This is a genomic window from Halobacterium sp. DL1 (assembly GCA_000230955.3).
In the GTDB taxonomy this organism is placed as follows: domain Archaea; phylum Halobacteriota; class Halobacteria; order Halobacteriales; family Halobacteriaceae; genus Halobacterium.
In genome coordinates this window covers 1,968,756-1,989,128 of the sequence record CP007060.1, presented here as the reverse complement: position 1 = coordinate 1,989,128, position 20,373 = coordinate 1,968,756, and the positions used below count along the sequence as shown (strand labels likewise).

Below are 20,373 nucleotides of genomic sequence, written 5' to 3'. Positions count from 1 at the left end.
CGACCCCGAAAACTGCCCCAGCCCCCATTCCTATCCGGCGGTCGGGCGAAGGTGGAGCCGATGCGAGCAGCAGCCTTCACCGAACTGACCGGCCCGGACGGCGTCGCCGTCGTGGAGCGCCCGACGCCCGCCCCCGACGCCGGTGAGGCGGTCGTCGACGTCGAAGCGTGCGCCATCAACCACCACGACCTCTGGATTCTGGAGGGCGACTCGGCGATGGTCGACGGCGACGAACTGCCGTTCGTCAGCGGCCTCGACGTCGCCGGGACGGTCAGCGAGGTGGGCGAGGGCGTGACCGCGGTCGAACCCGGCGACCGCGTCGTGCTCTGCCCGAACGAGACGTGTGGCGTCTGTCGGTTCTGCCGCGAGGGCCCCGAGAACCTCTGCGAGAACTACTCGCTCTACCACGGCGGCCTCGCGGAATCCGCCCGCGTAGACGCCGACAGACTCGTCGCGCTCCCCGACTCCGTGGACACCACGACGGCCGCGGCGGTGCCGACGGCGTACATGACCGCCTACCACATGCTCCGCCGGGCACAGGTGGAACCGAACGACCTCGTGTTCGTCCCCGGCGTCACCGGCGGCGTCGGCGTCGCTGCCGTGCAACTCGCGGACGTGTTCGGCGCCGACTCCGTGGGGACGTCCTCGTCGCGCGAGAAACTCGACCGGACGACCGAACTCGGCCTCGACCACGCCGTCCACGGGACCGACCCCGACGAGATTCGTGCTGACGTTGCGGCGATAGGGACGCCGGACGCCGTCGTGAACCACCTCGGCGGCCAGTACACGCAGGTCGGCCTGGACGTCCTGCGGCGAGGTGGACGGATGGTCGTCTGCGGTCGCACCGCGGGCAAGGAGTCCACTATCGACGTGCCGGACCTCTACCTGGGACACAAGCGAGTTATCGGCAGCACGATGGGCACCCAGGCCGACCTGGAGACGCTCGTCGACCTGGTCGCGGCCGGACGGCTCGAACCCGAAATCGCTGAGACCTACCCGCTCGAAGCGACTGGTGAGGCGTTCGCCGCGATGCAGAACAGGGAGACGGTCGGCAAACTCGTCGTCACGAACTGAGTCAGTCTAGCGACGCCCAGTCGACCATCCGGTCGTAGAGGGGTTCGGACCGGAGCGCCGTCTCGTCGCCGACGAGCACGAGGCTCTTCTTCGCGCGGGTGAGCGCGACGTTGACCCGCCGGTGGTCCTCGAAGATGGGGCCGTCGAGGGTGCCGGTCGCGACGAACGAGACGACGATGACCTCCTTCGACGAGCCCTGGAAGCGGTCGACGGTGTCGACGGAGACGCCGTCGGGGACGTGGCGCCCGATCTCCGCGACCTGCGCGCGGAACGGCGCGATGACGCCGACGTCCGCGGGGTCGAGGCCGGCGTCGACGTACTCTCTGACGATGTCCCCGACGCGCTCGGCCTCCACTGGGTCGACGTGCGCGTCGTCGGTGCCCTCGACGTCGTGGAACGAGACACCGTCGCGTACGCTGTGCTTCCGCGACGAGCCCCCGCTCGCATCGCTCGCGGGGACCCCGTTCCTGACTGCGCCGCCCGTCTCGATGCCGAGGTCCGCGAGCGTCTGTCCCGCAACCTCGGCCGTGGCGGGGCGTAGCTGTCCATCGTAGAACTCGTCGGAGGAGAACGCCTGGATGCGCTGGCTCATCCGGTACTGCTGGTCGAGCATCACCGCGGCCTCCGGGTTGGTCTCCACGAGGCGCTGGAACAGCGACTCCGAGAGCCGTCCGCCCGAGCGCACGACCGGCGGCAACTGCTCGTGGTCGCCGACGAGCACGAACCGCTCGCCGCGGTTGATGGCCGCGAGCGTGTCCGGTTCGGTCAACTGGCTCGCCTCGTCCACGAGGACGACGTCGAACTCCTGCTCGCGCATCACGCGGGAACCGGACGTCGAGGTGGTCGCCGCCACCACGTCGGCGCTCTCCAGGGCTCGCGCGCGCTCGGCGGGGTCGCCGGACTGGTTCAGCCGGAGGTCCTCCATGTCCTCCCGGACGCCCGTCGACGTCCCGACGCGGACGATATCTTCGTAGCCCTGCTCGCGGAGCGCTTCGAGCGCGTTGTCGACCGCGCGGTTCGTGAACGCCGACAGCAGCACGCGGTCGCCCCGCTCCACGAACGCCTGGATGAGCGTGGCGATGGTGTACGTCTTCCCGGTGCCGGGCGGCCCGTGGACGAGCGCGAAGTCCTCGGCGTTCAGTGCCCTGCTGACCGCGGCGTTCTGTGCCTCGTTGTTGTCGATAACCGCGTGGTTCTCGTCGGCGAACTCGGGGCTCTCGCGGCCGAAGAGGACGTCCTTCCGGCGCTGGTCGCCCTTCAGGAGCGCGTCGTGGAGCGCCGTCAGCATCCGGTCGACGCTCAGCTCCGAGGGGTAGACGTCGAGGCGCCGGAGTTCCACGGGTTCGTCGGCGGTGACGACCACCTGGTTCTCGTCGAGCATCTCGACGCGCGCCATCTCCGCGGTTCCCGTGACGGGATTCCCGTCGGACGCGAGCACGCGGTCGTCCTCACGGATCTTCGACGCGGCGCTGCTCGGGCGGTCGGCGGTCATCCGCCACCGGCCGTCCGCGAGTTCCTCCTGCCCGGTAGGTTCGAGGTCGATGACCGCGCGGTCGTCGTCCGCGCGCTCCTCGGGGCTCTGCTCCCACAGCTTGCGGTACTCGTCGTGGACCGCGCGGCGCTCGCGCTCGACGGCCGCGTAGATGTCGTCGAAGTAGTCGCGTTCCTCCTCGGGCAGCGGTTCGCCCAGCTGGCCGGCCTTCGACTCCTGGTCGAGGCGGCCCGAGACGACCATGCAGGTGTCCTGTTCGAAGCAGTACTCGCACTTCGCGTCCGCCTCGAACCCCGTCGGCGGGTCGCCCCGGAACTCGATGGCCGCGAGGTGGTTGCGCTGGCGCACGACGAAGTCGAGAAACCCCTTCCCGATGGAGAACTCCTTCGCGGGCGAGAGGTCGCCGCTCTCCTCGCCGCGCTCGACGGCCGCGTTCTTCGTGTACAGCAACGTTCCGGTGTCGGCGTCGACGCCGCGCTCGTCGAGCATCAGCGCGTAGCACGCCGCCTGCACCTTGTCGTGGAACCGCGGGTCGCGGTTCGTGTTCTTCCCGGTCTTCAGTTCGACGGGCATCCCGCGCCGGATGGCGTCACAGCGTCCCTTGATGCCGAACGTCTCGGAGATGAGGGTGTACTCCGAGCGCCAGTCGTCGCCAGCCTGCCAGTCGTCGTCTGCTTCCGTTCCACCGTCGCCCGCGAAGTGGCCCTGCTTCAGCCACCCCTCGATGGCCGACGCGTTCGCGCGCACGTCCGCCTCGACCTCCGCGCGGTCCCGGCCGAGCAGTCCCAGTTCGAGGCCCGCCTCGTCGACGCGCTCCTCGATGGCGTCGTCGAGGTCGCGGCCCCGTAGGAGGTCCCCGAACACCTCGTGGACGATTGTCCCCTTCGTCACCGGGTACTTCAGCGGGAGCCCCGAGAGCTTGTTCAGGTAGTAGAGCCGCGGACACTGCACGAACGACCGGATGTTCGTCACGTCCACGAGGAAGTCCGGTTCGACCACGACGTAGGACTCCTTCGACGTCGCGTACTGCGTCTCGCCGTTCCACTCGCGCTCCTCCGCCTCGGTCAGGAGCAGTTCCATTCCCGGGTCGAGGTAGTCGGCGGTCTCCGTCCACTTCCCCCAGAGGGTGACCTGGACAGACTCCGCCTCGGTCGGTTGGCGCACGCGCACTTCCAGGATGTCGCGCTCGCCGTACTGCGTGCTCACCGACCGTACGTCTCCGACGTCGGTGACCTCGCCCCGTACGTTCACGGAGGAGGTGTGGGAGGGACGGCGAATAACGGTGTCGCTCCTAGTAGCGTGAGTTCTCGTTTCGTCCGTCGCTGTGTCTGGCGTGGGCGAATTTGTAGACTGCGTTGACTCCCAGAACGCGGCCTCTTTCAGTCCCTCCCGGACTGCGTTTCCAGTAAGCCTGGTGGATTGAAAGGGCGAGGGCTTTCGAGAGTAAACTGCGACGACAACACCTCCAGACCCAGTTTAGGCAACGAAGACTGACGAAGCGACCGCTTAAGGCTACGCCGTGAGTACAGAGACACGATGCGAATACGGGACTGGGAGGACATCGTCTCTGACGTGGTGGATTCGGGCGCCGACCCCGACGACTGGCGAGCGGTGGCTGGCGACCGCGCCTCGGGGGTCGGCGAGGACTTCTACCTCGGCCACCCCTCGCAGGGCGTCTACCACCTGAAGACGTACGCGAAGAACCCCTTCGAGGTGCGCGGGGTTGGGGCGCGCGTCGCGCGGAAGGTCGACGACGGCCTCGCGGACTTCCTCCCGGACGACGACGCCGGACGGTTCGCGGTCCAGCAGGCCATCGAGGACGAGGACGAAGCAGAAGAGAAGGTGAGCGAACTCGAACAGGTCGTGCAGGCGCACGCGGACGCGCCGACTACGCCCGACGCGTTCTTCGAGGACGTCATGGGCGCGCTGGACAGTCCGGCGTTCGGCCCGATGGACTACGACCCGTACGGCCGCCCGGACCGGATGGACGACCTCGCCGACGAGTTCGCGGACGCCGACGAACTCCTGGACAAGGAGTTAGACGACCTGGTCGACGAGGACGCCGTGGGACGCGGATTCCAGTAGCGCCGGACCACCGAGACAGCGTTACCGGGTGTTCACAAACGTCGCCTCCCCGTTCTGTTCGACCGTGATTCGACAGCCCTCGTAGCTGAACCTGACCTCGACGTCCGCCTCGGACGACGGCGGGTTCGAGAAGATGTGGTCGATTGTATGGTCGATGCAGCCGTACATGTTCTCCAGTTCGGCCGGCTCCGTGTCCTTGATGTCGGCGACGATTTCGGCGACCTGGACGTTCGGCTCCCCTCGCTCCGGGTCCAGTTTCCGGCGAACGACCTCGGGGCTGCTCTCCTCACTCATACCTTCACGTTCGACCGACTACCGGAAAGTCGTTTGGCCGACCGCCGTCCCCCGAATCGACTGCCGCCGGCAGGACGAATCTGTACCACCGCCGGACTTATGTACGATTCCCGGGAACCAGTGGGTACGATGCCGAGTCAGAACCTCACGACTCCGGCCGCCGAGGATAGAGTAAGCCGCGGTGACGCGGCTGGTCGAGAAATCCGACCGCTCGCCTGACCCAAGGGCTGAGCGACGCGGCGACCGGGTCGTACTCTCTGTCGACGGCGACGAACTGGTTCTCTCGCGGGAGGACGCCGACCAGCTACGGGACTCCCTCGAAGACGCACTGACGTCCCGGGAGGTGTTCCTGAACACCACCGGCGAACACCGCGCGGACGGCAGCTACGTCGTGGAGCGCCGGGGCGCCGACTCCACGGGCAACCGCAAGGTGTTCGACACCTTCGGCTGCCTGCGGCGGCTGTTCGACAGGCTCCCCGCGGAGTTCATCGCCGAGGACCTCTCGGGGAGCGGGCTCACCGCAGGCCGCCGGCACATGGTGCTGTGGCACCTCGTCGAGCACCCCGCGTTCGCCTGCGACCTGTCGAGCAGACAGCCCCTGACGGCGCAGAAGGTGGCGGCAACGGGGGTGGACGAGCCGTAGGCTTTTGGCCGCGGCGGGCGACCCGTCGCCCATGACGTTCTCCATCGCCGCCCGCGACCCGGAGACCGAGGCCGTGGGCATCGCCGTGCAGTCGAAGTTCGTCGGCGTCGGCGCCGTCGTCCCGTTCGTCAGCGCGGACGCCGGTGCCGTCGCCACGCAGAGTTTCGCGAACGTCGCCTACGGCCCGGACGGTCTCGACTTGCTCCGCGAGGGCCACACCGCCGCTGAAGTGGTCGAGGAACTCACGAGCGAGGACGACGAAGCTCCACAGCGTCAGGTCGGAGTAATCGGACAGGACGGCTCCGCCGCGGCGTTCACGGGCGAGGACTGTTTCGACCACGCGAGCGACCGCCAGGGCGAGAACTACACCGTCCAGGGGAACATCCTGGAGAACCGCGAGACCGTCGACGCGATGGCCGACGCCTTCGAGGAGACAGCGGGCGGCCTCCCGGAGAAGCTCATCGCCGCCCTCTACGCGGGCAACGAGGCGGGCGGCGACCAGCGCGGAGAGCAGAGCGCGGCGCTGTACGTCGCCAAACCGGCGGGCGGCTACGACGGGAAGAACGACCGCTGGATCGACGTCCGCGTCGACGACCACGACGCGCCAATCGCGGAACTCGAACGCGTCTTCCGCATCTACGACATCACTCTCCTGGAGCGCGAGAGCCCCGAGGAGTTCGCCGAACTCGACGGTAACACCGCCGAAGACGTCCAGCGCACGCTCGCGTCCCTCGGCTTCTACGACGGCGAGATGACTACCGAGTTTGGCGAGGACGCCCGCGACGCCCTCGAGGACTTCCGCGGGATGAACAACTTCGAGAACCACGACCTCGACGCTCTGGAGGACGCGCTCGCCCGCGGGTGGGACGACGCGGACGGCGAGGGCGAGGACCGGATTGTCAACGCCATCTGGCACGGTCTCAGCCGACTGGACCGGAAGTGACGACCACTACGTCAGCCTAGACAGGGTTCAATCTACTGGGCGGAAACGCTAGGTAGGGGCGTCCTAGAGGCACAGGGGGCAGAATTAGGACTCTCCTACAGACAAAGCTTAACCCCGCCAACGGCGTGGGCGCACTCGCATGAGTGACGAGAGTCCCACGGAGCGGGATACTGCCGCATTCCGCAACGACAGCCACCAGACACCCCAGCAGGGTGAGATTCCGCGGGACGAACGTCACCGCCTGCTCGCGAGCGGGCGCCGACGCACCGTCGTGTCGTTCCTCGCGACTCGACCAGGCATCACCGTCGACTTCGACGACCTCGTCGCCGTCGTCGTCGAGAGCGAGTGTCCAGACTCCGGACCGGGGACTCATCGCCAGCGCGTGGCGACCAACCTCCACCACGTCCACCTCCCGAAACTGGCCGACGCGGGCCTCCTGTTCTACGGCCTCGAGGAGGGGACTGTCGAGTACCACGGGTCCGAGCGCCTGGAGTCGTTCCTCGGGCCGACTGAGACGGGCGACGGAGCGACCGAGTGATACCACGATGACAATCAGAGACAGCACATCGACGGACGGCCAGCCGCAGCCACACAAGGTCGCGGAGCTGCGAGCGCCCCTCGAGCAGATCCAGAACCACCAGCTCCCCGAACAGACGCTGCCGCTGGTCGAGGCGTACGACACGGTCGTCGGCGACCGAGACCAGTTCCTCTGGAAGTGGGCCCACCACCTCTTCCCGGAGTTCACGCTCTCGTGTGTCGCCCCGGAGCACCGCGAGCGGGCCCAGAACACGAAACTGCTCGGGCTCATGTTCGTCAGCGTCCTCGACGACGTCGCCGAGAAGCAACAGGACTGGGCCACGTTCGACGAGGCCGCGAAGCTGCCGTTCGACCACCGGGTCGTCGACTACGACCGCGACGGCGTCGACACCGATGTCCTCGCGTTCGCGAGCGACGTCTGGGACGAGTTCTCGGCCGGACTCCGGGCGGGCCCGCGGGCCGCCGAGTTCGACGACGTCGTCCGGTTCGACCTCAGGCAGGTCGTCACTGCGATGGAGTACTCCTACCTCGCGAACCAGCACCTCGACGCCATCACAGAATCGGAGCTCCAGACGTACGACGCCCACAACATGATGCTGTACGGGTTCGCCGACGTCGACCTCACGCTGTCGCCGTCGTTCGACCGCTCGGACCTGTCCGCGCTCCGTCGGGTGCTCGAGCGGGCACAGCGGATGGTCCGCATCGGCAACTGGGTGACCACCTGGGAGCGGGAGGTCGCCGAGGGCGACTTCACGTCGGGAATCGTAGCGCACGCGCTCGAGTCGGGCATCGTTTCGGCCGACCAGCTGGCCGCGTCCCGGGAAGACGGGGGTGAACACGAGGTCGCCGAGATACGCCGAACCATCCACGAGCACGACGTCGAGGACCTGTTCCTCCGCCAGTGGAGCGAGGAACTCGCCGCCGCGAGAGAGTTCGAGGGAGCGTTCGACTCCGTCGACGTCGGGTCGTACCTCGACGGGATCGAGACCGTGATGGAGTACCACCTGATGACGAGGGGTCTCAAATGACGGATGAACCAGCAGTCCACGAAGTCGATGCGCTCACCGACGGCGGAACGGACGTCTTCGAGGACGGCCGCGAGGACAGCAGCCCGCAGGAGGGACTGGCGAACGCGTCGCGGAACGGTTTGGAGAGTGCAGAGGAGCGAAGCCAGGAGTTCCTCCTGGAGGTGGTCCGGCGGCGCCCGCTCCTGCAGGCACTGCGCTCCGGGCCGGCGAGCCCCGGCGACATCCTCGACGACGTCGACGTTTCGCGGTCGACCCTCCACCGCGCGCTCAACTCGCTGACGGACCACGGGCTGGTCGAGGCGTCGGGCGACGAGTACCGCCTCACGAGCGTCGGGACCATCGTCTCCCGTGGCGCCGAGACGTTCGACACCCGGACGGCGACCGCGCTCTCGCTCGACCAGTTCCTCAACTCCGTCGACCGGCAGGCGGTGTCGGTGCCGGTCGAACACTTCACCGACGCGATGGTCGTGCGCCGGAAGGCCCGGCAGCCACACACCACCATCCACCGGATTATCGAGTTCATCGAACAGTCCGACCGGCTCCGAATGCTCTCGACGGTCCTCTCTCCCGTCTACGTCGACGTCGGTTACCGCGAGATGATGGACGGGATGGAGATCGACGCCATATTCGACGAGGAGCTCATCGACATCATGCTCTCGGAGTACCCCGAGAAGGCCTACGAGACCATCTCGACGGGCAACTTCGACGTCTACGCGCACACCGGCCTCCCCTTCGAACTGTTCATCGCCGACGGGCGGGTCGGGATGGCCGCCCACAACGACAACGGCAACGCCGAGATCTTCGTCGAGTGCCGCGACCCGGCAGCCGTCGAGTGGGCCGAGGGCCTCTACGCTCGACACCTCTCCGACGCCGAATCCGTGACGCTGTAGCGCTGACTGGCAGCCCAATTTCTCCCCGCTGTCGCTGTGACGCGGCCCGCTTCTGTCCCCAGCCGTCCGACCTCTGCGACCGAGCAGCGCGCTTCCAACGATCAGCCGTCCCACGTCTGGCCCACGTCCCACGCAGTGGGCAACGGAGACAGTCATCGGACAGTGGTCATCGTTGGCCACGGTCCCACGACCGGGTTTCCCTTCCACCAGTGAAACGGTGAATACAAGTCAGTCAGTGGTCTATAACTCTCCGACCGACCATGGTTTCTACTCACGCGGATGCCGTTCACCCGTCGTACGACCCCCGCACGGAGACCTACGAAGTACACCACGACGGCGACAGCGCGTTGGACGTCACCACGACTCTAGTCCTCTCGCTCAGCTCGCTCACTGATGACGACCCCAGGGAGATGCGGCCACTCGCGCACACCGTCGACCCCGACGCTCTCGACAGGCACGTTCGCGGTGCCGACGAGAGCGCCACCCTCTCCTTCGAGTTCCACGGCCACCGCGTGACAGTCGGGAGCGACGGCCGGATACGGTTCGCTCCGCTCAGGGATTCCGACCACCGTGTGCCAGCAGCACAGGTGTGACAGTGACCGACGCCGACGACGTCTCCGACCCGACGCCGTTCGTCGATACGAAGACACACCACTCCACCTTCGATGTCGAGCGCGAGGCACCGAGTCTCGCCCTCGTGGAGGCAATCGCCGCGGCCAAGGGCACGGACCCCCTCTCGCTCGACCCGGTCGGCGACGCCGTCGACCTTGGCGCGCTGGACACCATCATCGAGTCACGGAACGGCGACCACTCCGTCGAGGTGACTGTGGATACCCTCGGCGTTCGAGCGACCATCGGCAGCGGGGGAACTATCGCCGTGCAGCAGGCCATCCGTGGGACAGCGGACGGAGAGTCCGGTGACCAGTGACTGGTCGATGCCGCGGCCCTCCCCCTCGACCGCACGCTCGTCCGGCGCGTGAGGCCGCAGTAGAGGTGGAACGGCCGTCGGCCAATGCTTAACTTCGTGGCCGGCGAATCTGTCGGTATGAATACGACACGAGTCGTCGCCGTGGTGTCTGTGCTGTTGCTAGTCGTCGCTGGTGCGGGTACTGTCTCCGCAGCGCCCTCCGACGAGAATCCGGCCTGTGACAGCCCCAGCCACGGCTTCGACAAGTCAGTCGAGGCGTCTGACGGGGTGTCGCTCGACCGTGCGGGCCCCGGTCTCGTCAACGCCCGCACGAAGATCGGGTGCGAGGACGTCGTCCCGAGCTAAGTCCAGGGACGCCCGTTCTCTGCGCACCAGTCGACTACAGTAACGGATTACCGCTGGCCGAGTGGCGTCCACTCCCGGTCCGTCTCGCCGACGTAGGCCGCCCGGGGGCGGATGAGCCGGTTGTCCTCCAGTTGTTCGAGACAGTGGGCCGTCCAGCCACCGGCGCGTGCGACGGCGAACGTCGGCGTGAACAGTTCCTTCGGGACGCCGACGCCGTTCAGCAGGACGGCGGTGTAGAACTCGACGTTCGTCTCCAGGCGGAGGTCCGGCCTGTGCTCGGCGAGCACGTCGACAGCGGCGTCCTCGAACTCGCGGGCGGCCTCGAAGAACGCGCGCTCATCACGGCCCTCGTAGAACGATTCGGCGGCCGACTGGAGGACGGCCGCCCGGGGGTCGCGGACGTCGTAGACGCGGTGGCCGAACCCCATCACGCGCTCACCCGAGTCGAGGATGTCCCGGACGAGGCCCGCCGGGTCGTCGGCCGCCTGCGCGTCCCGCAGCATGTCGAGGACGGGGCCGGGCGCGCCGCCGTGGAGTGGCCCCTTCAGCGCGCCGACCGCACCCGTCACCGCGGAGACGACGTCGGACTCCGTCGAGACGATGGTTCGAGCGGTGAACGTCGAGGCGTTCAGCCCGTGGTCGACGACGGAGTTGAGGTACGTCTCGAGGCCGCGGACGCGTTCCTCGCTCGCCTCCTCGCCGTCAAGCATGTAGAGGTAGTTGGCGGCGTGGCCGAGGTCCTCGCGGGGTTCGACGGGGTCCTCGCCCTCCCGGGCGCGCCAGTACGCGGCGGCGACAGTGGGGAGTTGGGCGACGGCGAGTTTCGCGTCGGTCTGCGGGTCCTCCTCGCCGTCCCGGGTGAGGGGCGCCGCGGCGATTCCCATGCGGACGGCGTCCATCGCGGGGAGGCCACGTTCGGCGGCGTCGACGACGGTGTCGACGGCGTCGGGGTGGACGCGCCGGCTGGCGGCCAGGTCCGAGCGGAACGCCTCGAGTTCCGCTTCGGTCGGGAGGCGGTCCTCGTAGAGGAGGAACAGCGTCTCCTCGAAGGTGGCGTTGGGCGCGAGTTCGTCGAGCGAGAATCCCCCGATGACGAGCACGCCGTTCTCGCCGTCGATGCTGGAGAGCCGCGTCTCTGCGACGGTGACGCCTTCCAGGCCGCGCTGCAGGTCGTCTGTCATGTCAACGAGTTCCAGTGGGCTCCTCTTGAATCTACTCGTCGCCACCGATATTCATACGCCTGTAGCCGGTAGGCGAGAGCATGAGAGACGAGGAGGAAGTCCGCGAGCAGTACGAGTTTCTGGTCGAGGAACTGGAGTCCGAGGAGATGAACCACGAGGGCGTCCGGGAGATGTTCACCTACTACCGGCGCGCCCTCGGCTGGGTGTTAGAGGAAGAACACATGTAGCGGCACAAATCGGGGCGGGGGATAGTTTTATTATCGTGCCGCGTCTTGACACAGGTGACGCTTCGCTTTGGAGGGCCGAAGCGTCAGCGGGGACCAATTCAGGGCGGCTGCGGGGCCGGACGTTCCGGCTCCGCATCCTTTTCCGTTGCACTACAATCGGCAGCCAGGACTGCCGTCAGTACTGTCACGCGGGAGCGGCCCCGGTCGCTCCCGACCCGCTCAGGAGATGTCGAGCCCGTCCGTCTGTTCGTCGCCACTTGCTTCGTCGGTGTCGTCCCACTCCAGTTCCAACTCCAGGCTGAGTTCGTCCGGCCCGGACCCGGTTTCGCGCTCGACTTTCACCTCGAACGCCACCGTCGCGGGCGGTTCGATGTCGACCGACTGGTCGCCGTCGGCGAGCGTCAGCGTCGCGTCGCCGTCGAGTCTGTCCGCCACGGTACGCAGGTAGGCCGCCACCTCGGAGCGCGACTGACTGTGCTCGCTCTCGAAGAGTACCTCTTCGGGCATACTCCGGGATACGGCCGTCTAGCGCATAAGTGCGACGACGGACATGTCACTAGACGAAATCCGCCGTTCCGGCTGCCGAGGTCGGTTTCGACCCACCACGCTTATGTTTTCGCGGTGGAAATTTCTACCGAGTACGAAACATATGCACGACTTGACAGGGTTTCAACGGGACTTGCTGTACGTCGTCGCCGGGCTCGAGGAGCCCCACGGACTCGCCATCAAGGAGGAACTCGAGGAGTACTACGAATCCGAGATCCACCACGGCCGGCTCTACCCGAACCTCGACACGCTCGTCGACAAAGGGCTCGTCGACAAGGGCCAGCTCGACCAGCGAACGAACTACTACACGCTCACCCGCCGCGGCCGCCGCGAACTCGACGCGCGCCGCGAGTGGGAGGCCCAGTACGTCGACCTCGAGTAGCCGTGGTCTCCGCCCGCCTCGCCACCGCGGTCGCGGGCGTCGTCCTCAGTCTGCTGGTCAGTGCGGTCATCTGGTACGTCTTCGACGTGGCGCTGTTCTTCCTCGCCGTCCCGTTCGTCCCGTTCCTCTTCCGGAGTCGTGGCGACACCAGCGAGCCGTCGACATGGACCTGCCCGGAGTGCGGGTTCAGCACACGCGACCCCGACTTCGACTACTGCCCGCGCGACGGGACGCGACTCGAACGGCGGTAGTCCACGTCGTCGTTGGCGGCTGACTGACTCGTCTGGCCGTCCCGACTCGGCGACAACCGCCCGTCCGCCACATTAGTGCCACTAGACTTTTGTCCGGTCGACCGGAACGTTCGGGGGTGTCTCCCGCCGCCGACGCGGTCGCGAACGCCCCCCTGGACAGCCGCATCGTCCGCATCGCGCTCTCCGTCGCGCTCGGGCTGTTTCTCGGCCTCGAACGCGAGTGGTCCCAGAAGGCAGCGGGCATCCGGACGTTCGCGCTGGTCAGCGTCCTCGGCACCATCTTCACCATGGTGGACACCGAGCGCTGCACCGCGGACGTGGCGGTCTGTCCGCCGTACCTCTCGGGGGCGGGCGCGCTGTTCGTCATCGTCCTCGCCGGCGTCCTGATGCTGTCGGGGCTCCAGGACGAGGAGGAGGGGCTCCACCTCACCACCGCGGTGAGCATCCTCCTCGCCTACGGCGTCGGCGTGCTCGTCGCGCTCGGCGCGGTGCTGCCGGCCACCGTCGTGGCGGTCACCAGCAGCATCCTGCTCGTGTTCAAGCGGGAGCTCCACGGGTTCGCGTGGGACCTCTCCCGGGAGGAACTGCGCTCGACGACCGAGTTCGCCATCCTCGCGTTCGTCATCTACCCCGTCCTACCACCGGGCTCCGTCCAGCTCGGCTCCGGCGTCTACGCCGTCGAGATAGAGCCGCGGGTCGTCTGGCTGATGGTCGTCTTCGTCGCCGGCATCGGCATCCTCAACTACGTCATCGTGAAGACGTACGGCGGCCGCGGCGTCGCCGTCACGGGCTTCTTCGGCGGCCTCGCCTCCTCGACGGCCGTCGTCGGGACGATGCTCGACCACGTGAGCCAGGAGCGCGACGCGGCGGCGTACGCCGTCGCGGGTGTGCTGCTGGCGAACGCCGCGATGGCGCTGCGTAACCTCCTCATCGTCGTCGTGTTCACGCTCTCGACGGGCGTGCTGCTACGCGGGATGGTGCCGTTGCTTGTCATCGTCGCGGGGAGCATCCTCGTGGCTGCCGTCTCCGCGGACTGGTCGACCAGCGTGGAGATGGACCTCGAGAGCCCGTTCTCGATGCGCAACGCGCTCGCCTTCGGCGCGATGTTCCTGGTCGTCGTCGTTGCGGGCGGCCTCGCCCAGACGCAGTTCGGGTCGACCGGGCTCTACGTCACCGCCATCGTCTCCGGGCTGGTGTCGAGTGCGGGCGCGACCACGTCCGCCGTCGTCCTCTACCGGACGGGCGCAATCACAGCCCAGTCGGCCACCATCGCGGTGTTGCTCACGACGGCGAGTTCCATCGGGGTCAAGGTAGCACTCACGGCGACGAGTTCCAACCGCGGGTTCGCGTGGCGGGTCGCCGCCTACAGTACCGCTCTGCTTGCTGCGGGCGGTGTCGCGTCGGTCGTCGTCGCCGCGTAACAGTTGCCGCGACCGGAACGAACGCCTTTTACTAGGGGGCCCGCCAAAACGTATCATGGACCGGGACACTGCCGAGCCGAGCGTCCGAAGTCTGCCGGGAGAGAAAGCAGCGCAGTGGGTGGACTACCACCACGAACACGCGGCCCCGAGCACGTACGTCTACGAGTTCGTCTGGGATATCACCGAGGACGCCGACGGCCCGTTCTGCAGGGACGTCGACGGGAACGTCCTGATGGACTTCACGAGCCACGTCGCGGCAGCGCCGTTCGGCTACAACAACCCGAAGATCATGGACCGCCTCGACGAGTTCGACCTCGTCGACCCCTCGAAGATCGCGGGCCAGGACTTCTACGCGAGCGGCGGCTGGCCGCCCGAGGACCCCGACGTCGACACCTCCACGCAGCTCCTCCACCGCCTCACGGACATCACCGAGCAGTACGACCTCGACACCGTCTTCCTCTCGAACACGGGCGCCGAGGCCGTCGAGAACGCCATCAAGATCTGTTATGCGCAGGGCGGCCACCGCGCGTTCACGTTCGACGGCGCGTTCCACGGGCGGACGCTCGGTGCGCTCTCGCTCAACCGCTCGAAGACCGTCCACCGAAAGGGCTACCCGGAGATTGGCGGCGTCGTCTCCGCGCCGTACTGCGCCTGCGAGGGCGACTGCGACTGCGGCTGGGAGACGAACGGTCCCGGCGGCAACGTCCTCGCGGACAAACTCCACCCCCAGCGCGGCGTCATCGACCCCGAGGAGGTCGCCTACCTCATCCTCGAACCCCAGCAGGGCGAGGGCGGCTACCGCGTCCCGAGCGAGTCGTTCATCGACGACGTCGTCGACATCCAGCAGACCTACGACATCCCGGTCGTCGCCGACGAGATCCAGTCCGGCCTCGGCCGCACGGGCGAGCTGTGGGGCGTCGACCACACCTCCCTCGACCCGGACGTCATCACGTCCGCGAAGGGCCTCCGCGTCGGTGCCACGGTCGCCAACGAGGACCTCTTCCCCGAGGAGACCGGGCGGCTCTCCTCGACGTGGGGGGCGGGCGACATCCTCGCGGCCGCGCAGGGTGTGGCCACCATCGACGCCATCACGAGCGACGGCGTCCTCGACAACGTGCAGGAGCGCGGCCGTCAGGTGAAGGAGGTGCTGGCTGACGACGCGCCCGACTTCGTCACCGACGTGCGGGGTAACGGCCTCATGATCGGCGTCGAACTCGACACGAAGGAGCGCCGCGACGCGGTGGTGAAGGCGTGCCTGGAGCGCGGACTGCTCCTGCTCGGCTGTGGCTACCAGACCGTCCGACTGCTCCCGCCACTCGACGTCACGGAGCGGGAGATCGACGTCGCGCTCGGCGTCTTCCTCGACGCGCTCACCGACCGCGAGGTCCGCCACGCCGGCACCTCGAAGGTCAACACCGAGAACGTCTCCTAAAACGCGTCCCCTGTCGCTGCGTCCGCCGGCCCGCGCTCGCCCGGTGGCTCCACTATCCTTCGGTCTCGACGACGACCTCGCCGCGCATCCCGAACTGCTGGTGGGGCGTGCAGACGTACTCGTAGCGGCCTGGCACCCCGAAGGTGTGTTCGTGAGAGAAGCCCCGGCTCTCCAGTGGGTCGTGGCCCCTCCAGTCGGCGTCGGTCGGCTGGCTGGCTACGGCGACGTTGTGGCCGCCGGAGAGCCAGACGAAGCGCACCGGCGTCCCGGGCGAGACGGTCAGCGAGTCCGGAGTGAAGGTGTTCGAGCCGTCCGGCCCGACCTCCACCACCGCCGTTCCGTCGGGTGCGTCGAGGGCGTCGACGTCTCCGCTGCTCCCGCTGCCGAGACCGAGACAGCCGGCGACCGCCACCGACAGTCCCGCGGCACCGGTCGCGCGCATCACGTCGCGTCGGGTTCGCTGTCGCATACGTCGTTCTCGGGGCAGCCGGGATTTAAGCCGGTCGGCTTCCGCTTCGCGTGGCGGAACTGATGGCGCGGTAGCCGGCCTTCGCGAGCGCCGGTCCGCTTGGGGATGTCACGCGACGGTAACACACACCTATACGGCCACGGTGGTTCTGTCGCGACAGAGCCGACTACACGATGTCCGATGATTCTCTCTCCCCGACGCTCGACGCTGCTACGGCTACCGCTACACTCGACGCGGTATCCGACCCGGTGTTCGTCTTCGACGCGGCGGGCGTCGTCCAGTACTGGAACGCCGCCGCGAGCGATGCCACGGGCTACGGCGACGAGGAGTTCGCGGGGGCGACGCTGTCGGAACTCCTGGAGGGCGTCTCCGTCGACCGCCTCCGGGACGCCGCGGACGACGGGACCGACACACTCCCCGAGGCGGTGCTCGCGGCCGCACGCGGGGAGGGTGTCGCCGTCGAGTTACGAGTGTCGTCGGTGGCCGCGGGCGAGGCCGACCGATTCGTCGTCGTGACGCGCGAACTGCCCGCAGAGAAGCATGTGACCGACGACCGGCAGGGGATACTCGACCGGATGACAGACGCCTTCTTCGCCCTGGACGAGGAGTGGCGGCTGACGTACGTCAACGACCAGGCCAGCGAAGTGCTCACCGCGGCGATGGCCGACCCGCCCGACGGGAGCCTGGAGGGGTTGACGCTGTGGGAGGCGATACCGGACGCCGTCGACACCGTGTTCTACGAGCAGTACCACGAGGCGCTGGCGAGCCAGGAGCCGGTCTCCTTCGAAGCGTACTACGACCCGCTCGACGCGTGGCTGGCGGTCCGCGCCTACCCGTCGCCGACCGGCCTCTCTGTCTACTTCCGGGACGTCACCGAGCGCCACGAACAGGAGGACGCGCTCCGGGAGCGAGAAGAGACCCTCCGGGAGGTCCACGACATCACCTCAGACACCGAGCGGTCCTTCGAGGAGCAGGTGAACGCGCTCCTCGACCTCGGTATCGAGGCGCTCGGGGCGTCCTCGGGCGCGCTCTCCCGAATCGACGGGGAAGTCTACGAGTTCCAGGCGGTTCGGGGGACCGGAGATACAGAGCCAGGGGACACCGCGCCGCTGTCGGCGACGAACTGCGAGCGGACCGCTGCCGAGGAGCAGACGCTCGTGATGGCGGACATTGCCCGGGACGCGCCGGAACTGACGGAGAAAGCGGGCTACGCGGAGTGGGGAATCTCCTGTTACCTGGGCGCGCCGGTGTTCGTCGACGGCGATGTGCACGGGACGTTCTGCTTCTACGGGGAGGAGCCACGGGAGACGGCGTTCTCCGAGTGGGAGGTGACGCTCGTCGAACTGCTGAGTCAGTGGGTGGGCTACGAACTGACGCGTCGGCACACCCGGAAGCGCCTCGAGGACCAGAACGAGAAACTCGACCAGTTCGCGTCCATCGTCTCACACGACCTCAGGAACCCGCTGAACGTGCTCGACGGCTACCTCGAACTCGCCGAGGAGACGGGCGACGCGGAGCACTTCCAGCAGTGCCGCGACACCATCGACAGGATGGAGGCGCTCGTCGACGACCTCCTGTCGATGGCGCGCGCCGGGGAGGGCGTCGAGGAAGTCGCGCCGACAGGTCTGGACGACGCCGTTCGAAACGCGTGGGAGACCGTCGAGACGGCGAACGCATCGCTCGTCGTCGACGCCGACGTGACGATTCGGGCCGACGCGGATCGGCTCCGGCAGTTGCTCGTGAACCTCTTCCGGAATTCGGTGGAACACGCCGGGCCTGACGTCACTGTGACCGTCGGAACGCTCGACGACGGATTCTACGTCGAAGACGACGGTCCGGGCATCCCCGCTGGGGAGCACGAGGACGTCTTCGACGCCGGGTACTCGACGGCCGCCAGCGGCACCGGCTTCGGATTGAGCATCGTCACGGACGTCGCGGAGGCTCACGGGTGGACGGTGTCGCTGGCGAACGGCGAGTCTGGCGGCGCCCGCTTCGAGTTCACGGGCGTCGAAGAAGCGTAATCCGACGTTCGGCGCAACGAGTGCGGGCGTCGCCCGCAGTGCACTCAGAACTGGTAGCGTCGGTCGTCGTCGCCGCCCGCGAACTGGCCGGCACCCGTCATCTCGCCGTACGTCATCCCGGAGAGGTACTCGTCGTAGGTGACGTCGTACGTCGAGCGCAGGTGGAAGTCGAGGCGGCCGGATTCGGCCGTCGACTGGAACAGCTGGTGGACCGCGCGCCGGAGCAGTTCGTCCGTGTCCGTATCCAGCGCGGCGGTCAGCATCGCCAGCTCTTGTCGGCTCTCGCGGTCGAGGAACTCGTAGTCGTCGAGGTCGTCGACGGACAGTTCGACGTCGGTTTCGAGGTCGTCCAGGCTCATGTTCGATGCGACTCACGGCGAGGGGATAGGCCTTCCCGTGTCCTCACGCCGCGACGCCCGCGGCCGCGAAGTCCACCGAGCCGGCGGTCGCTTCTTCGGGGATAGTGACGTTGACGGGCTCACCGTAGTCCGAGAACCGCGTGGTCATCTCCACTTCGGTGGACTGGTCGTCGACGGACATCTCCATCGCCATCTCCATCTTCCGCGGGAGGTTGCTGTCCGTCGCGACGTAGAGTCGGTAGGTGGCGTCGTCGATGGTGACGCCCTCGAGGCTCTGGGCTTGCTGCTGGGCGATCAGCGCCTTCAGTTCGCTCAGGTCGGGGTCGACGGCGAGTACGGTCGTCTCGACGCCGTCGACGGTCTCTGTGCCCTCGACCGAGACGTCGCCGGACTCGAGGACGTTCTGCTGCTGGGTGATGCCGTTACCGGACTCCCAGGGGTCCTGCCCGGAGAGGTCCCGGGTCTGCCAGCGGCTGCCCGCATTCACGTACATCATGTCGCCGTCCATGTACACCACCGCCTCGGTGCCGTAGGCGGTCATGTTCAGGCGTGCCTGCTTCGCTTCGTGGTCGAACACCCCGTCCTGGGACATCGAGAGTGTCCGGTCGTTCGCGGTGATGTTCATCTCCATCTCCATGCGGTAGGTGTCGACGTCCTGCATCGCGGCCACAGCGTCGTCTTTGACCTGTTCGGCGTCACTCGCGCCACCGCCGTTCCCCGTGAGTCCGGCGCAGCCGGCGGTGACGAGGAGGGCGGCGACGCACAGTGTGGCGAGTGTTCGTCGCTGCATACGTGTCGACGTTCTGTCGGCTGAGGCTTAACTACCGTGGCTGTTCTATCGGCGCGCGACGCCGGCCCGAACCACCACCCCTAAGCGCCACAGCCTCGAAGCCGTGGGCATGACTGACGGCGAGGGAGCGTGGGCGCTCCCGGGGGACGTCGACGCCGTGCGCGACGCGCTCGTCTCGTGGTACGAGGCCGACCACCGCGCGTTCCCGTGGCGGGAGACGACCGACCCCTACGAGATCCTCGTCTCCGAGGTGATGAGCCAGCAGACCCAGCTCTCCCGCGTCGAGGAGGCGTGGGCGGCGTTCCTCGAGCGGTGGCCGACGACCGCCGACCTGGCGGCCGCCGACCGCGCCGACGTCGTGGGGTTCTGGTCCGCGAACAGCCTCGGGTACAACAACCGCGCGAAGTACCTACACGAGGCAGCCCAGCAGGTCGAGACCGACTACGCCGGCGAGTTCCCAGAGACGCCCGGCGAACTCTCGGAACTCATGGGCGTCGGGCCCTACACCGCCAACGCCGTCGCGTCGTTCGCGTTCGACAACGGGGACGCCGTCGTGGACACGAACGTCAAGCGCGTGCTCTACCGCGCCTTCGACGTGCCCGACGACGACTCGGCGTTCGAGGAAGCCGCGAACGAACTCATGCCCGAGGGGGAGTCCCGCGTCTGGAACAACGCCGTCATGGAACTGGGTGGGGTGGCCTGCGGGAAGACGCCGAAGTGCGACGCGGCTGACTGCCCGTGGCGCGAGTGGTGCGGGGCGTACGCCTCGGGCGACTTCTCCGCGCCCGACGTCCCCCAGCAGTCCACGTTCGAGGGGAGTCGGCGCCAGAAGCGGGGCCGCGTCGTCGGCGCGCTCCGCGAACACGGCGACCTCGTGCTCGACGAACTCGGTCCCCGGGTGCGCGTCGACTACACGCCAGAGGGCGACGGCGGCCAGGTGTGGCTCCGGGACCTGCTCGCGGACCTCGAAGCGGACGGACTGGTCGAGGTGAACGAGCGCGACGGGGAACCCGTCGCGCGGCTCCGCCGATGAGC

Annotated in this window: 24 protein-coding genes; 17 read left to right on the top strand and 7 right to left on the bottom strand. The window is 67.9% G+C overall.

Going from position 1 to position 20,373, the window contains the following annotated elements; translation table 11 throughout:
- Positions 1-60 precede the first annotated feature (60 nt).
- The gene (locus HALDL1_12155; GenBank protein ID AHG04261.1) at positions 61-1,074 is read left to right on the top strand and encodes an alcohol dehydrogenase; all 1,014 of its coding nucleotides are present in this window, start codon (positions 61-63) and stop codon (positions 1,072-1,074) included.
- A 1-nt stretch (position 1,075) separates the two neighbouring features.
- Here the strand turns inward: HALDL1_12155 and HALDL1_12150 are convergent, their stop codons facing one another.
- Positions 1,076-3,817 (bottom strand): ATPase AAA, encoded by a 2,742-nt coding sequence (locus HALDL1_12150; protein ID AHG04260.1) that lies wholly within the window; start codon positions 3,815-3,817, stop codon positions 1,076-1,078.
- A 285-nt stretch (positions 3,818-4,102) separates the two neighbouring features.
- Between HALDL1_12150 and HALDL1_12145 the strand changes: the two genes are divergently transcribed.
- Positions 4,103-4,651, top strand: a complete 549-nt coding sequence (locus HALDL1_12145) for a hypothetical protein (GenBank protein ID AHG04259.1) — start codon at positions 4,103-4,105, stop codon at positions 4,649-4,651.
- Positions 4,652-4,672: 21 nt separating this feature from the next.
- Here HALDL1_12145 and HALDL1_12140 read toward each other — a convergent pair whose 3' ends face one another.
- The gene (locus HALDL1_12140) at positions 4,673-4,945 is read right to left on the bottom strand and encodes a hypothetical protein (protein AHG04258.1); all 273 of its coding nucleotides are present in this window, start codon (positions 4,943-4,945) and stop codon (positions 4,673-4,675) included.
- Positions 4,946-5,126: 181 nt separating this feature from the next.
- Between HALDL1_12140 and HALDL1_12135 the strand changes: the two genes are divergently transcribed.
- From HALDL1_12135 to HALDL1_12100, 8 genes are all read left to right on the top strand, one after another.
- Complete coding sequence (locus HALDL1_12135) at positions 5,127-5,588, top strand: hypothetical protein (GenBank protein AHG04257.1); 462 nt, start codon at positions 5,127-5,129, stop codon at positions 5,586-5,588.
- A 31-nt stretch (positions 5,589-5,619) separates the two neighbouring features.
- Positions 5,620-6,531 carry a hypothetical protein gene (locus tag HALDL1_12130; protein ID AHG04256.1) on the top strand — a complete coding sequence of 304 codons (912 nt, stop codon included), beginning with the start codon at positions 5,620-5,622 and terminating at the stop codon, positions 6,529-6,531.
- 139 nt (positions 6,532-6,670) lie between these two features.
- Positions 6,671-7,069, top strand: coding sequence for a hypothetical protein (locus HALDL1_12125; protein ID AHG05329.1), 399 nt, complete (start codon positions 6,671-6,673; stop codon positions 7,067-7,069).
- A gap of 7 nt (positions 7,070-7,076) precedes the next feature.
- Positions 7,077-8,096, top strand: a complete 1,020-nt coding sequence (locus HALDL1_12120; protein ID AHG04255.1) for a hypothetical protein — start codon at positions 7,077-7,079, stop codon at positions 8,094-8,096.
- Positions 8,093-8,986 (top strand): hypothetical protein, encoded by an 894-nt coding sequence (locus HALDL1_12115; GenBank protein ID AHG05328.1) that lies wholly within the window; start codon positions 8,093-8,095, stop codon positions 8,984-8,986. The genes HALDL1_12120 and HALDL1_12115 overlap by 4 nt, the downstream gene beginning before the upstream one ends.
- A gap of 260 nt (positions 8,987-9,246) precedes the next feature.
- Positions 9,247-9,579, top strand: coding sequence for a hypothetical protein (locus HALDL1_12110; GenBank protein AHG04254.1), 333 nt, complete (start codon positions 9,247-9,249; stop codon positions 9,577-9,579).
- Complete coding sequence (locus HALDL1_12105) at positions 9,576-9,914, top strand: hypothetical protein (GenBank protein ID AHG04253.1); 339 nt, start codon at positions 9,576-9,578, stop codon at positions 9,912-9,914. The genes HALDL1_12110 and HALDL1_12105 overlap by 4 nt, the downstream gene beginning before the upstream one ends.
- 117 nt (positions 9,915-10,031) lie before the next feature.
- On the top strand, positions 10,032-10,259 hold the full coding sequence (locus HALDL1_12100) for a hypothetical protein (protein AHG05327.1): 228 nt from the start codon (positions 10,032-10,034) through the stop codon (positions 10,257-10,259).
- A 47-nt stretch (positions 10,260-10,306) separates the two neighbouring features.
- Here the strand turns inward: HALDL1_12100 and HALDL1_12095 are convergent, their stop codons facing one another.
- Positions 10,307-11,440, bottom strand: a complete 1,134-nt coding sequence (locus HALDL1_12095) for a citrate (Si)-synthase (GenBank protein AHG04252.1) — start codon at positions 11,438-11,440, stop codon at positions 10,307-10,309.
- An 80-nt stretch (positions 11,441-11,520) separates the two neighbouring features.
- Here HALDL1_12095 and HALDL1_12090 point away from each other — a divergent pair, with 80 nt between their 5' ends.
- Positions 11,521-11,667 (top strand): hypothetical protein, encoded by a 147-nt coding sequence (locus HALDL1_12090; GenBank protein ID AHG04251.1) that lies wholly within the window; start codon positions 11,521-11,523, stop codon positions 11,665-11,667.
- Positions 11,668-11,886: 219 nt separating this feature from the next.
- Here HALDL1_12090 and HALDL1_12085 read toward each other — a convergent pair whose 3' ends face one another.
- Complete coding sequence (locus tag HALDL1_12085; protein ID AHG04250.1) at positions 11,887-12,174, bottom strand: hypothetical protein; 288 nt, start codon at positions 12,172-12,174, stop codon at positions 11,887-11,889.
- A gap of 142 nt (positions 12,175-12,316) precedes the next feature.
- Between HALDL1_12085 and HALDL1_12080 the strand changes: the two genes are divergently transcribed.
- The 4 genes from HALDL1_12080 (at position 12,317) to HALDL1_12065 (ending at position 15,699) form a co-directional block, all read left to right on the top strand.
- Complete coding sequence (locus HALDL1_12080; protein ID AHG04249.1) at positions 12,317-12,595, top strand: PadR family transcriptional regulator; 279 nt, start codon at positions 12,317-12,319, stop codon at positions 12,593-12,595.
- A 2-nt stretch (positions 12,596-12,597) separates the two neighbouring features.
- Entirely contained in the window at positions 12,598-12,846 is a 249-nt protein-coding gene (locus HALDL1_12075) for a hypothetical protein (GenBank protein ID AHG04248.1), read from the top strand.
- Between the two features lie 116 nt (positions 12,847-12,962).
- Positions 12,963-14,267, top strand: coding sequence for a magnesium transporter accessory protein (locus HALDL1_12070; GenBank protein AHG04247.1), 1,305 nt, complete (start codon positions 12,963-12,965; stop codon positions 14,265-14,267).
- 55 nt (positions 14,268-14,322) lie between these two features.
- Positions 14,323-15,699 (top strand): 4-aminobutyrate aminotransferase, encoded by a 1,377-nt coding sequence (locus HALDL1_12065; protein AHG04246.1) that lies wholly within the window; start codon positions 14,323-14,325, stop codon positions 15,697-15,699.
- 52 nt (positions 15,700-15,751) lie between these two features.
- On the opposite strand, the gene HALDL1_12060 is transcribed toward HALDL1_12065, so the two are convergent.
- Positions 15,752-16,168, bottom strand: a complete 417-nt coding sequence (locus HALDL1_12060) for a plasmid stabilization protein (GenBank protein ID AHG04245.1) — start codon at positions 16,166-16,168, stop codon at positions 15,752-15,754.
- Positions 16,169-16,341: 173 nt separating this feature from the next.
- Here HALDL1_12060 and HALDL1_12055 point away from each other — a divergent pair, with 173 nt between their 5' ends.
- Positions 16,342-18,189 carry an ATPase gene (locus HALDL1_12055; protein AHG04244.1) on the top strand — a complete coding sequence of 616 codons (1,848 nt, stop codon included), beginning with the start codon at positions 16,342-16,344 and terminating at the stop codon, positions 18,187-18,189.
- A gap of 44 nt (positions 18,190-18,233) precedes the next feature.
- On the opposite strand, the gene HALDL1_12050 is transcribed toward HALDL1_12055, so the two are convergent.
- Together HALDL1_12050 and HALDL1_12045 are read right to left on the bottom strand one after the other, a co-directional pair.
- On the bottom strand, positions 18,234-18,548 hold the full coding sequence (locus HALDL1_12050) for a hypothetical protein (GenBank protein ID AHG04243.1): 315 nt from the start codon (positions 18,546-18,548) through the stop codon (positions 18,234-18,236).
- 43 nt (positions 18,549-18,591) lie between these two features.
- Complete coding sequence (locus tag HALDL1_12045) at positions 18,592-19,338, bottom strand: hypothetical protein (protein ID AHG05326.1); 747 nt, start codon at positions 19,336-19,338, stop codon at positions 18,592-18,594.
- A gap of 109 nt (positions 19,339-19,447) precedes the next feature.
- Between HALDL1_12045 and HALDL1_12040 the strand changes: the two genes are divergently transcribed.
- Positions 19,448-20,371: an adenine glycosylase gene (locus HALDL1_12040; protein AHG04242.1), complete on the top strand. Its 924-nt coding sequence runs from the start codon at positions 19,448-19,450 to the stop codon at positions 20,369-20,371.
- Positions 20,372-20,373 lie beyond the last annotated feature (2 nt).